This window comes from Rickettsiales endosymbiont of Trichoplax sp. H2 (genome assembly GCF_009690945.1).
Lineage (GTDB): Bacteria > Pseudomonadota > Alphaproteobacteria > Rickettsiales > Midichloriaceae > Aquirickettsia > Aquirickettsia rohweri.
In genome coordinates this window covers 66,921-79,262 of the sequence record NZ_NPHZ01000006.1, presented here as the reverse complement: position 1 = coordinate 79,262, position 12,342 = coordinate 66,921, and the positions used below count along the sequence as shown (strand labels likewise).

General features: G+C 27.5%; 15 protein-coding genes and 3 pseudogenes. 6 read left to right on the top strand and 12 right to left on the bottom strand.

The window, feature by feature from the left end; all coding sequences use genetic code 11:
* Positions 1-201 precede the first annotated feature (201 nt).
* A complete protein-coding gene (dinB, locus tag h2es_RS06475; protein WP_154512458.1) occupies positions 202-1,251 on the bottom strand; it encodes a DNA polymerase IV in 1,050 nt (349 codons plus the stop codon).
* A gap of 74 nt (positions 1,252-1,325) precedes the next feature.
* Between dinB and h2es_RS06470 the strand changes: the two genes are divergently transcribed.
* The gene (locus h2es_RS06470) at positions 1,326-1,913 is read left to right on the top strand and encodes a superoxide dismutase (RefSeq protein WP_154512457.1); all 588 of its coding nucleotides are present in this window, start codon (positions 1,326-1,328) and stop codon (positions 1,911-1,913) included.
* Positions 1,914-2,282: 369 nt separating this feature from the next.
* Positions 2,283-3,443 carry an ATP-binding protein gene (locus tag h2es_RS06465; RefSeq protein WP_230204283.1) on the top strand — a complete coding sequence of 387 codons (1,161 nt, stop codon included), beginning with the start codon at positions 2,283-2,285 and terminating at the stop codon, positions 3,441-3,443.
* A 128-nt stretch (positions 3,444-3,571) separates the two neighbouring features.
* Here h2es_RS06465 and h2es_RS06460 read toward each other — a convergent pair whose 3' ends face one another.
* Positions 3,572-4,006, bottom strand: a complete 435-nt coding sequence (locus h2es_RS06460) for a type II toxin-antitoxin system VapC family toxin (RefSeq protein ID WP_154512456.1) — start codon at positions 4,004-4,006, stop codon at positions 3,572-3,574.
* Positions 3,999-4,268, bottom strand: coding sequence for a type II toxin-antitoxin system Phd/YefM family antitoxin (locus tag h2es_RS06455; RefSeq protein ID WP_195909995.1), 270 nt, complete (start codon positions 4,266-4,268; stop codon positions 3,999-4,001). Before h2es_RS06455 ends, h2es_RS06460 begins: the two co-directional genes overlap by 8 nt.
* A gap of 388 nt (positions 4,269-4,656) precedes the next feature.
* Between h2es_RS06455 and h2es_RS06450 the strand changes: the two genes are divergently transcribed.
* A complete protein-coding gene (locus h2es_RS06450; protein WP_154512454.1) occupies positions 4,657-4,857 on the top strand; it encodes a helix-turn-helix domain-containing protein in 201 nt (66 codons plus the stop codon).
* A gap of 139 nt (positions 4,858-4,996) precedes the next feature.
* A complete protein-coding gene (locus tag h2es_RS06445) occupies positions 4,997-5,344 on the top strand; it encodes a hypothetical protein (protein WP_154512453.1) in 348 nt (115 codons plus the stop codon).
* A gap of 120 nt (positions 5,345-5,464) precedes the next feature.
* On the opposite strand, the gene h2es_RS07735 is transcribed toward h2es_RS06445, so the two are convergent.
* From h2es_RS07735 to h2es_RS06425, 6 genes and pseudogenes are all read right to left on the bottom strand, one after another.
* Positions 5,465-5,644 (bottom strand): hypothetical protein, encoded by a 180-nt coding sequence (locus h2es_RS07735; protein ID WP_230204282.1) that lies wholly within the window; start codon positions 5,642-5,644, stop codon positions 5,465-5,467.
* 15 nt (positions 5,645-5,659) lie between these two features.
* Positions 5,660-6,334, bottom strand: a complete 675-nt coding sequence (locus tag h2es_RS06440) for a Fic family protein (RefSeq protein WP_230204281.1) — start codon at positions 6,332-6,334, stop codon at positions 5,660-5,662.
* Between the two features lie 3 nt (positions 6,335-6,337).
* A pseudogene (locus tag h2es_RS07965) lies at positions 6,338-6,421 on the bottom strand (DUF4172 domain-containing protein); the annotation flags it as partial.
* Between the two features lie 287 nt (positions 6,422-6,708).
* Positions 6,709-7,032, bottom strand: coding sequence for a recombinase family protein (locus h2es_RS06435; protein ID WP_326845018.1), 324 nt, complete (start codon positions 7,030-7,032; stop codon positions 6,709-6,711).
* A gap of 756 nt (positions 7,033-7,788) precedes the next feature.
* A complete protein-coding gene (locus h2es_RS06430) occupies positions 7,789-8,043 on the bottom strand; it encodes a Txe/YoeB family addiction module toxin (RefSeq protein WP_154512451.1) in 255 nt (84 codons plus the stop codon).
* Positions 8,033-8,281: a type II toxin-antitoxin system Phd/YefM family antitoxin gene (locus tag h2es_RS06425; protein WP_154512450.1), complete on the bottom strand. Its 249-nt coding sequence runs from the start codon at positions 8,279-8,281 to the stop codon at positions 8,033-8,035. Before h2es_RS06425 ends, h2es_RS06430 begins: the two co-directional genes overlap by 11 nt.
* Before the next feature lie 296 nt (positions 8,282-8,577).
* On the opposite strand from h2es_RS06425, the gene h2es_RS06420 reads away from it, so the two are divergent.
* Positions 8,578-8,748: a hypothetical protein gene (locus tag h2es_RS06420; RefSeq protein ID WP_154512448.1), complete on the top strand. Its 171-nt coding sequence runs from the start codon at positions 8,578-8,580 to the stop codon at positions 8,746-8,748.
* Positions 8,749-8,967: 219 nt separating this feature from the next.
* Entirely contained in the window at positions 8,968-9,126 is a 159-nt protein-coding gene (locus h2es_RS06415) for a hypothetical protein (protein ID WP_154512447.1), read from the top strand.
* 61 nt (positions 9,127-9,187) lie between these two features.
* Here the strand turns inward: h2es_RS06415 and h2es_RS06410 are convergent, their stop codons facing one another.
* The 3 genes and pseudogenes from h2es_RS06410 to istB all read right to left on the bottom strand — a co-directional run.
* Positions 9,188-10,150, bottom strand: coding sequence for an IS110 family RNA-guided transposase (locus h2es_RS06410; protein WP_154512446.1), 963 nt, complete (start codon positions 10,148-10,150; stop codon positions 9,188-9,190).
* 357 nt (positions 10,151-10,507) lie between these two features.
* Positions 10,508-10,849, bottom strand: a pseudogene (locus tag h2es_RS06405) (ATP-binding protein); the annotation flags it as partial.
* A 536-nt stretch (positions 10,850-11,385) separates the two neighbouring features.
* Positions 11,386-11,967 (bottom strand): annotated as a pseudogene (gene istB, locus h2es_RS06400) (IS21-like element helper ATPase IstB); the annotation flags it as partial.
* Positions 11,968-12,342: the final 375 nt, after the last annotated feature.

The window sequence follows — 12,342 nt, the reverse complement described above, 5'->3', positions numbered from 1 at the left end:
TAGTATGCTTTTCTGACTATTATTATTCATAAAGATTTTAAAATTACATATAGCATAGAAATTAACTTATCTATTATTGTATAATAATTCAAGCAGTATCATGATTCACATTTTTTTATTATTTTTTATATAAAAAGTACTGTTGCATAATTGCATGCTAGAAAGATTACTAAATATATTGGGGAACAAATATTTTTATTATTAACTTATATTTAAAGTCTTTTGTATGTTTTTTATTTTTTGATATTTAAATCTAACACCTATGCCTATGAGCCTTACATCTTTTTTTTCTCCTCGCTCTTTTGCTTTTATAAGAAGATACTTTAATTTTGACAACTCTATCTCCCTTCCCTTTCCTTCTGCAGTAGTTTCTGTAAAATCATTAAATTTTAACTTAACAAAACTACTACTTACCTTATTTTTAAATTCTTCTTTAAGCTTATACATTAATTCACTATAAAGATGCTTTAACCCCATATTTAATTCATCAATTGTTTTTAAGTCATTTGGATAAGTTTTTTCAAGGCTAAATGATTTTCTTTTTCTTGCAGATTGAACTTGTCTATTATCTGTACCTCTGGATAAATCATAAAGCTCATTGCCATATTTACCAAATATTTCTATAAGTCTTACTCTTTCATATTGTTGCAAATCCTCACAGGTATTTACCCCCATATTCCTTAATTTTACTGCAGTCGCACTCCCCACTCCGTATATTTTCTTTATATCTAAACTTTTTATAAATTCTTTTATCTCTTTTGGAGTTATTACAAATTGTCCATTTGGCTTCTTCCAATCACTTGCTATTTTTGCAAGAAATTTATTGGGAGCTACTCCAGCTGACGCAGTTAATTTATGCTTTTTATATATTTCTCTTCTAATTGCTTGCGCTATTAATGTTGCACTACCACTATATAACTCACTTCCTGTTACATTTAAATATGCTTCATCTAATGAAAGAGGTTCTATTATATCACTATATTTTTTAAATATTTTGTGTATTTCTGCTGATACCTCTTTGTACTTTTCCATATTAACTGGAAGTAATACTAATAATTCACATTTTTTAAGCGCCTTATATGTCGGCATTGCTGAATGCAACCCATATCGCCTTGCTTCATAATTGCATGTGCATAATACTCCCCTGCTCTTCCCTCCTATTGCAACTGGCTTACCCTCTAAATTTGGATTATCTCTTATTTCAATTGCTGCATAAAAACAATCCATATCTATGTGTATTATCTTGCGCATCTTTTCTGCTTAATACTTGATATCTCACTTTTATTATAATATTCTTTACTTGAATTAAAACCTAATATTTTATCATGATAAAAGCTCTCCCCTTACCTTACGATAAAAATGAATTAGAGCCAACCCTATCTAAAAATACTTTTGATTATCACTATGATAAGCACTATCTAGGATACGCTAATAAACTTAGCGCTCTGGTCAATGGAACAAAATATTATAACATGCTTCTTACAGATATTATTATTGAATCATATAAAAATAATGACACTCCTATTTACAATAATGCAGCTCAGGTTTGGAATCATAATTTTTATTGGAAATCTATAGGTAAGCCACAAAAATGCCCTACTAAATTGATTGAGTTGCTAAATAGAGATTTTGGCAGTTATGATAACTTTATCGAAAAATTTATACAAGCTGGTGTTACTTTATTTGGTAGTGGCTGGATATGGTTAGTACAAGATAAAGAATCCATGAAATTATCGATACTGCAAACTAAAGACGCAGATAATCCATTAATTCTAGATAAAACTCCAATACTAACAATAGATGTATGGGAACATGCATATTATATTGATTATAAAAATGATAGACCAAAATATCTTGATCAAATTATAAAAAATAATATCAAATGGCTTTTTGCTGTAAGTAATCTTAATTAACTATTATAAGTTAAGTATATAATCTTTTTTTATTGATACTTGGCCATGACATTTTATTTACACTTCTCTAATGCCTTTAATTTCAGATATCTCACTAATTGATGCTTAAGAAAAATTTACCTTATACAGTTATAACTAGAGGAAGACAACTTATAATACTGGTAAGTCAGCAAAAATCTATTATTACTTGCTGTTAAAAATAAACAAAGCGGTATAAAATATGGTAAAGTAGCCAGAGGTGGTCCTAAAAAGTGGCTTTTTCAACAGCACCTATTGTTTGTTGTATAAACAGACTTAAAATTCTAATGTCCATTTAAGATCACAATCTAAATTAGACTTGACTATATTAGACTATAGTCTAATATATAAATGAATATAAATATTAAATTCATGGAACGTTATTTAAAATCAATAATTACTCAAGATAGTGAATCTAAGATTATCCTCCTGAGTGGACCAAGACAATCCGGTAAAACAACCTTAGCCAAAAGTTTGTTTAGTACTTATCAATATTTTAATTATGATCTTGAAGAAGATCGAGATATGATTAGAAAAAAACAATGGAAGAGGGATACAGATTGTATCATTTTTGATGAACTCCATAAAATGCAAGACTGGAAGCGTTGGATAAAAGGAATTTATGATACAGAGGGTCTTAAAACTAAATTAATAATAACTGGTAGTGTTAATGTAGAATCTTTTATGAAGGTTGGTGACTCACTTGCAGGAAGATATTTTCATTTTCGCCTGCATCCAATAGATATAAAAGAAGCTGTCCAGTTTATTAAAAACGATCCCCATAAAATATATGAGAAATTAATGAATTTTAGTGGCTTTCCGGAACCTTTTTTGAAATCTACTGAAAGATTTTACAGACGCTGGCAACGCACTCATTTAGATATTATTCTAAGACAAGATTTCCTTGATATTTATGCCGTTAGATCAATAAAAAAAATTGAAATATTATTAGATTTGCTAAAACCAAGGGTTTCAAGCTCTATTTCAATTTACAATTTAGCAACTGACCTACAGGCTGATTCAAAAACGATTAAAAGTTGGTTGCAATTATTAGAGAACTTTTACCTTATTTTTAAAGTAAGTCCTTTCCATAAAAATATAGCTCGATCTATTTTAAAAGAACCTAAGTATTATTTCTATGACACTGCACGAATAAAAGATCACGGAGCAAAAATAGAAAATTTAGTTGCATGTTCTCTTTTAAAAGAATTACACTTTATTGAAGATACACAAGGCTTTACTTGTAAATTGCATTACCTTAGAACAAAAGATGGCAAAGAATTAGATTTTCTTATTTGTGTAGATGATAATCCAGTACTTTGTATAGAAGTAAAATCTTCAGATGAAAAACCAAATAAATCTTTTGCACATTTTAAAAAATATATTGGGATAATTGAGTGTGTTCAATTAGTAATTGGACTCAAAAAAGAATTTGATACAGTCGATAATATTAAAGTAAGAAATTTAGAAAATTTTTTATCTGATTTTGATTTGATGAATTTTATCAAGTGACCAAAATAATCGATTTTAACACTCCCCTCCCCCAGTTAGGTTTTCTTATCTCAGAACCTAAATACACCTAAATAAAACTAATTTCTTTTTCTAAGGACTGTAATGCTGACACTTTAATGACATTAGTTTCACTTGCTTAAATTATCACTTATATTTTTATTTCCCCAATATATTTCTTCAGCAACAGAAACTTCTTTTAGCCTTTTATCAAGTGTAGCAATTTGCGTTTTTTTATTTATTGCTAGTCCTAAATATGTAGCATCATATGATGTAAGATTATATTTTCTTGCTAAATACAGTATTTCTTCTTTATTTGTGTATGATATTGTTACTATCTCTAGACCAGATAAAAATCTTAGCATTTGATGTATATCATTGTTATTAATACGCCCCCTCCTTTCTGAAACAACTATTACATTCAAAATTTCTGCATGAAATATTTCAGGAACAATTATTACATTTCCCTGCATCATAAATTCTAAAATTGACTTAGAATAATGACTTTCTTCATCTTTAAATAAAATACTAACTATCACAGATGCATCTATTACTATTTCACTCACAATATCTGCTTCCTTGATAAATTATATCCTTCAATATTTCATTTTCCTCTTTTTTTAATTTTAATTTTTTATTATCTCTATATTTTATAAAGTCATTAATAGCAGAGGTTGCTTGTTCACTCTTTTGTTTGTATGGCACGATCAAAGCCATGGGCTTTCCTCTTTTTGTAACAATATAATGCACATCAGTACTTTTTACTTCTTTTATAATACTTGAGAATTTTGTTTTAGCTTCAAAAGAAGCTATATATTTATTTTCCATAAGCATTTACTAAACTATATTAATTACTACTATAGCATTATATTCTAAACCAGACAACTAGTATTTATTTACTTCACTACTTTTTACTTTTGCTATATTTTGTTTACTCACTGATAATTCATTTGCTATCCAATTATAGCTTTTTCTAGCTGTTAAAAATATTTTTATCCTGTATTCTTATTTTTGCTTCCCGTTTTACGACCAAACTTTACCCCTTTCTTTTTAGCTCGCTCTACTCCTGCCTTAGTTCTTGTGTTTATCATACTACGTTCTAATTCTTGTAAATAAGCATGCAATACTGTACCAATAAAAAATAGGCATGTAAAAATGCACCACTATATAAGTTAAGAAATTAACTTAATAGAGGTAAAAATTGTATAAGGTGCAGATGTACGAAGAAGTAAGAAGATCAGTATTAGTAGAAGGCCTCAGTAAAAGAGAGGCAGCAAAGCTATATGGGATAAATCGCAAAACAGTAGCGAAAATGTGTAAATATGCTACTCCACCAAAATACAAAAAAAAGGGTAAATTATATCCTAAAATAGGAGAATATAGAGATAAAATAAATTTAATATTCTATAAAAAATGATCTAAAAGTAGGGAAAAAGCAGCATCATACAAGTAAAAGAATATATGATAGACTTAAAAAAGAAGATGGATATAAAGGAAGTTATGATGCTGTAAGAAGATATGTTAATGAGCATAAAGAAATAAAAAAAGAAGTATATGTGCCTTTAAAGCATGAGTATGGTAATGCACAATGTGATTTTGGGGAGTGTATAGGGGTAATAAATGGACAAGAAGTAAAAATAAGTTATATAGTAATGACACTTTATAAAAGTGGAGATATTTTTGCAAAAGCATATTTAGCAGAAGAACAAATATCATGGTTTGATGGACATGTAAGTGCATTTGAGTATTTTGGTGGAGTACCTAAAGAAATTGTATATGATAATGCAAAGATATTAGTAAAAAAAATATATAAATATGGAGCGCGAGATTTAACAAAGAAATTTAGTGAATTAAAATCACATTATTTATTTGAATCGATTTTAACACTCCCCTCCCCCAGTTAAGTTTTCTTATCTCAGAACCTAAATAAAACTAATTTCTTTTTCTTAGTATCATCGTTCTGTAATTTATATAAGCTTTATAATCTATAGTCGTTACTAATTAAACCTTGTCCAAATTAATACTTACTTATAATCTTCATATATTAGCAGATAATACGTACTTCTCCCCCCTTGTTCTCCTAACTTTAAAATTTCTTTTTTTATTAAATCATTAATATCTCTGTTTGCTGTATCCTGAGAACAACTACATATTGTAGCCCATTTAGAAGAAGTTAGCTTTCCATAAAATCCTTCTAATAGCATATTTAGTATCTTCCTTTATCTCGTATTTATAATTATTTCTTCATGCTCTTTCCAAAATTTTGCTTTATATAAAGTAAAACTTAAAGTATCTTCCGAAGCTTTTATTGCTTTTTTTAAACAATCTAAAAACCAAATAATCCATTCCGTTATATCTAGATTCCCCTTTTGACTTTTTTCTAATTTTAAGTAATAATTCTTCCTATCTTTTTGCATTTGAGACGACATGCTGTAAAATCTCTTCCCAGTATTTTCTGACTTAGCCAATAGCATATCCGATAAAGCTCTCCCAATTCTTCCATTACCATCAGCAAACGGATGTATTGTGATAAACCATAAGTGTGCAATTGCAGATTTTAACACTAGATCATCTTTTGTTGCTGAATTAAACCACTTTATAAAATACTGCATTTCTTTATTAAGTCTATCATATGTTGGTGCTTCAAAATGCACAACCTCTCTTCCTATAGGTCCGGATATAACCTGCATTATATCACTATCCTTTTTTCTCCAGCTTCCTACAGTTATTTTATTCATACCACTCCTACCTGTAGGAAATAATGCTGAATGCCAACCATATAATCTATTTTTAGTTAGTGAGGTATAGTAATTTTTTGTTGCATCAAACATTATATCTATTATACCATCAACGTTTCTATCAATCTTCTGCATCACTCCTATATTTATTCCCATTTTTTTTGCTACAGATGACCTTACCTGTTCCTTATTTAGCTTTTCTCCTTCTATTTCACTACTTTTTATTATATCTTCTGTTAAGATTTTAAAAAATCAATCTTATTCTCCGCATAATATGCATATATTACTTATGTTATTCTCCGCATGAAATTTTTCATTTTGTTTAATATTTTAATGATTCTTAATTAAATTTTATTTTTCTATATTTTGCTCATCTTTTATTTTAGCCTTAACTTCTGATATTGTTTTTTGACTCACTGATAATTACTTCGCTATCCAATTATAGCTTTTATCAGCGTTTAAGAATATTTTAATTCTTTCTAATTTATATTCCGTATTACTATTTTTACTCCCTACCCTACGACCAAATTTTATTCCTTTTTTCTTGCTTCTTCAATACCTGCTTTATTCCTGGCATTTATCATACTACGTTCTAACTCTGCAAATACTCCTGCTACTTGAAAAAATGCTTCCCCCATTGGAGATATTGTATCTACCTTATCTCCCGAATCTAATGATATCAAATCTACCTTTTTAGTATTTAACAATTCTATTATTTCTATCAGACCTTTTAATGATCTTGCAACCCTATCAATTTTATATACTACTAACACATCTCCTTTTCTTAAAGCATTAAGAACTTTTTGTAATTCTGTTCTTTCATTATTTTTTCCACTTTGCGCTTCGCTATAAATATCTGCACATCAAAATTTTAATAATCCCTCTTTTTGTATTTTTAAATCTTGACTATTGCTACTTACTCTTGCGTATCCTATTTTCATATTGATCTGTACAAATTAATTTTATTTTTTGAAATATACCATTTTGGCACATATTAGTCGAATTTTCTTTTTTATTGTACAGATTGCTTGAAAAATACTGATTGTTTCAAAAACTTATACTTTCTTTGTACCTCCATACCCTATAATATTAGGACGTATTATAATTTGAATTTATAAATCCAGCCTTTATAAAATTTTTTCTACTTTCAACAATTTAGTTCTATATATAGTTAATTAGGTTGTATTAGCTCTTAGGACTATAAAAGAAATAACTTTTAAACACTTTACCTTTTAGCCGTTTATACTTTTATATGTAGCGGCTTGATTTTATAAATACATGCACTTATAATTTTTTTTGGGCTCAAAATAATGATTTTATAAAATTTTTTAGACCCACATTAAATGATTCTATAAAAACATGGGCTCACATTATTTACAACTGGACTCACATTAAATGATTTTATAAAAAAATTTATTTAAGGAGTGAATTTAGTATTTTTATCTAAAATTTTAATAAGTCATGAAACTTACAAATTTATAATTAATAAATTCTTCATTAGGAACCATCATTTCTTTTCCACAAAAAAGTTTATATTAAAATATTCGCCCTCCTATTTGACTTATAAAACAAATCAAAAAAAGATTGATATATTCAAACTCTGCAACAATTTAATAATGAAATCTGCATTGGTATATAACAATAAAATCTTTAAACACTTCATAAACTATTCTATGCTCATGTGTAAGACGACGAGACCATTTACCTTTTAAATTATATTTTAATACCTCTGGCTTCCCTAAACCTTTCAAAGGTGTTTTTCTTATGTCTTGTATTATTAGCTGAAGTCTTTTATAAATTTTTTTATCTTTTTTCTTCCAATATAAAACATCTTCTGCAGCATTTCTAGTATACTTAATCTTCATCTAATTCTATGAAATCGTTATCCTTAGCTTGCTGAAAAGATTCTTCTAAACGACGTGCATTATTTTTATTTGAAAGCAAGTATAACGTTTCTTTCATTGATTTATAGTCAGCCTCTGTTAACATCACCATAGATTCATGACCTTTTCTTGTGATATAAAGCACCTCTCTATTTTTTGATATTTTATCCATTATTCCACTTAATTGTTTTCTTAGTAATGTATATGTAGTAGACAGCATTTTTTATTGTAGACATATCAACAATGTACATATAGTATGTACTATTTATACATCTTTGTCAACTTTACATCTAATAATAAATTTTTGGCTATCTATCTGAATTTAAACTCTGATAAATTTTATTTTTAGAATCTACTCATATAACTTAATTGAAATTTTATATACTCTATCCTATTACTTAATAAATGTAGTGTAAATAAGTATGTAATACTGCACTAGTAGAAATAAAATAGGCACAAAAATGCACCACTATATAAGTTAAGAAATTAACTTAATAGAGGTAAAAATTGTATAAAGTGCAGATATATGAAAAAGTAAGAAGATCAGTATTAGTAGAAGGTCTCAGTAAAAGAGAGGCAGCAAAGCTATATAGGATAAATCGCAAAACAGTAGCGAAAAAATGTAAATACGCTACTCCACCAAAATACAAAAGGAAAAAAGGTAAATTATATCCTAAGATAGGATAATATAAAGATAAAATAAATTTAATATTAAAAAATGATTCAAAAGTAGGGAAATAACAGCATCATACAAGTAAAAGAATATATGAAAGACTTAAAAAAGAAGATGGATATAAAGGAATCTATGATGCTGTAAGAAGATATGGCAATGAGCATAAAGAAATAAAAAGAAGTATATATGCCTTTAAAGCATGATTATGGCAATACACAATTTGATTTTGGGAAGTGTATAGGGGGGTAATAAATGGACAAAAAGTAAAAATAAGCTATATAGTAATGACATTGTGTAAAAGTGGAGATATTTTTGCAAAAATATATTTAACAGAAGAGCAGATATCATGGTTTAATGGTCATGTAAGTGCATTTGAATATTGGTGCCAATAAGGAAGTAAAAATGCACCACTATAGACACGCAAAAGATACCGTCTTAAAAGTCAAATAAAAATCATAAATTATAATTAAATGTTGTATTATTTTTTAAAATAACAAAGACTATATGTAGCAATTTACGCATAGCAGCACCAATAATAGAAAAAACATGCTTACCCTTATTTTCTAAAACTTTACAAAATTTAGAGATATAAGGATTATACTTTTTGGCAACAATAGCAGGAAAGAAAAGAGCTTTACGAAGACGCTTAGCACCTATTTTTGATAATTTAGATTTTCCTTTAACAGAGGAGCCAGAAAATTTTTGAGAAGGAGATAAACCAGCGTAAGCTGCAAGTTGTTTAGCGTTATTAAAAGTATTGATATCAGGGATTTCAGCTAATAAGGTAATTGCAGAGGTTTTAGCTATACCTGGAATGGTTTGTAAGTTTTTATAAGCCTGATTAAGATAAGAAGATTTAATAAGCAAGGAATCAACTTTTTGACGTAAATCATTTATTTGAAATTTAATTTTAAGTTTTAAGTCCTCCCATACTTTAGATACTAATTTAGATTTATCAGATTTTCTTTCAAGCTGATTAATAACCTGATTATATTGAATTTTTAAGCTATCAATACAACGTGATAATTCTCTAAGCTCTTTGATTTCATTAGGAAGTGGCTTCCATAAATTTGGGTTATATTTATCACAGTATTCGGCAATTAACTGGGCATCAATTTTATCAGTTTTATGCCTAGATAATTTGCTTTTAGCATAAGATTTAATACAACTTGGATTTACAACACTGACTTTATAACCATGTTTATACATAAACTCAGCTAAAGCTTCTCCATAAACCCCTGTTGCTTCTAAACATATGTGTATATTGTTACTTGTATATTGATTAATCCAAGAAATTAATGATTTAAAACCTGAATTGTTGTTAATGAATTTTTTATTATTATGTTTATCACTAATATATCTAGAAACATCAAAATGTTTTTTAGAAATATCAATACCTAAAATAATCTTGCTCATATTTGCTCCATATAATATTATTAAGTGAGTCATTGCTATACTTATTAAATACAGAGTAAGCTTATAGCTTCTCTAAGATACCGTCCAGCGGTGACTCAAACAGAAGAGTGTTCTCGTCTTTTCCACAGACTTTCTCAGTCTTAGTGTACCATCAGAATCATCTCTTCTAGCCATTAAAAGTTAGCTACACTCTTAATGTTCTTTTATCAAGATATAAGTGCACCAGTAAAATCTAAATAGCCATAGACTCTTTTCATTATTTTTATTTTGGTAGTGAGTAAGAATATTTAGCTGAGTGAGCCAGAGTGTAGCTCAAGCGAAGCTAAATGTTCGGATATTTAAATCATTACTTAATCGTTATTTTCGTTTAGCTATAGAATTGCTAAATCTGTAGCTATCGCCATTCATTTCAATAATATTACTGTAATGAGTAATTCTATCTAATAATGCAGCTGTAAGCTTATCTGATTTTAAAGCTTGGATCCAATCTGAGAATTCAAGATTACTTATCATAATTAATGAGCTAACTTCATATTGTTGATTTATTATATCATACATAAGCTCTGCTCCAGTTGCTGATAAAGAAACATAACCTATTTCATCTATAATTAATAATTTTTGCTTTGATAATTTATTATGTAATTTTGATAAACTAAGTTCATCTCTAGCCTCCATGAGATCATTAGCTAATTTAGCAGCTGAAGTAAAATATAATTATAATATTACTAATATAATATGTATATAATATTTTTGTACTATTATTTATATATTTTATAACTATTAATTTACTATTATATAAACCTATTTATAATAGTAACATTAAGACAAATATGACTTTAATAATTCTATTGCAAAGATAATATAATTGACTAAAATTTTTGCCTGAGACTTACTCTACTAAATATTATTACTGAATCTCACAAGAGAAATAAATTTTAAAAAAAATTTTATATTTTTTATAGTGTATTTATACGTTCTTACTGATAAAATTTTTTTTTGGTTTCTATAAACCTTGCTTTAAAAATCGTTCTATAATGGATATAAAAAGAAAAATTCTTTGCAATCTAAGTTTTAAGACGTATTTTAAAATCATTATTTTACAGGTTTTTGCTTGATTTTTGAGACTATATCTTAAGTGACTATTTTTTATCTTACTGGTGCAGTATTGAATGCTTATTTACAGTAAAGTGTCATTGTCAATTAAAATTGTACCATTTATGTATAAATTTTTTAAGTCATGTAACCTCCTTTTTAGTTTTCATTCTAAAACTTTTTCCGTTTATACTTACAATAGATGCATGATGTATTATACGGTCTACAATAGCTCTAGTAAGCACTTGCTCGTCAAATATATCATTCCATTGTTCTATGATTTTATTTGTTGTGATAATGGTAGATTTAGTTTCATATCTTTTAGAAATAACATAAAAAAAATCATCAGTAGAATATTTAGGTAGCTGCTTAAAGCCTAATTCATCTAAGATTAGCAGGTCATAATTAATAATTTGCTTTAATTTTTTATGATAACTATTATCAGCCCTTGCCATATGCAGATTATATAATAAATCAGATACAGTAGTGAAGTATACGCTATGATCCCTAGCCAATACCTTTATAGCTAAGGCTATTGATAAATGAGTTTTTCCTGTGCCTGAGCTACCTATAAAAACTACATTTTCATGAGATTTTATGAATTTACAAGTTGCCAAATCACTTATTAATTTCTTATCAATGCTAGACTGGAAGCTAAAATCAAAATCTTCTAATTGCTTGATTACAGGTAGTTTAGCTGCTTTTTTTCTTTTTTTGTAGCTATTATCATATCGATTACTTTTTCATCTTCACATAAAATTTCTAATAATTCTGTATATGATAATTTATTATTATTAGCATATGTAATTCTTTCTTCTAATGTAGCAACCCATTCCTGCTAATTTAAATGTATTAAAATCCTTAATTATATTTTGCATAGTTACCTCCAATACTCTAATTCAAAGGTAGATTAAAACAATTATTCTCTAAGATTCTTTTTATTATTATGTATGAATATATTCCAAAATGCAGTGCTCTTTTGCAGGCTAAATCTATAATTTCATCACTGTATGTTTTTCTCAAACTTATGACTGTAATGACCCCCAAAAATCAGACCAAAGTAAGAGAGACATTTTAGATAAAAAAATGTATAAAAAATA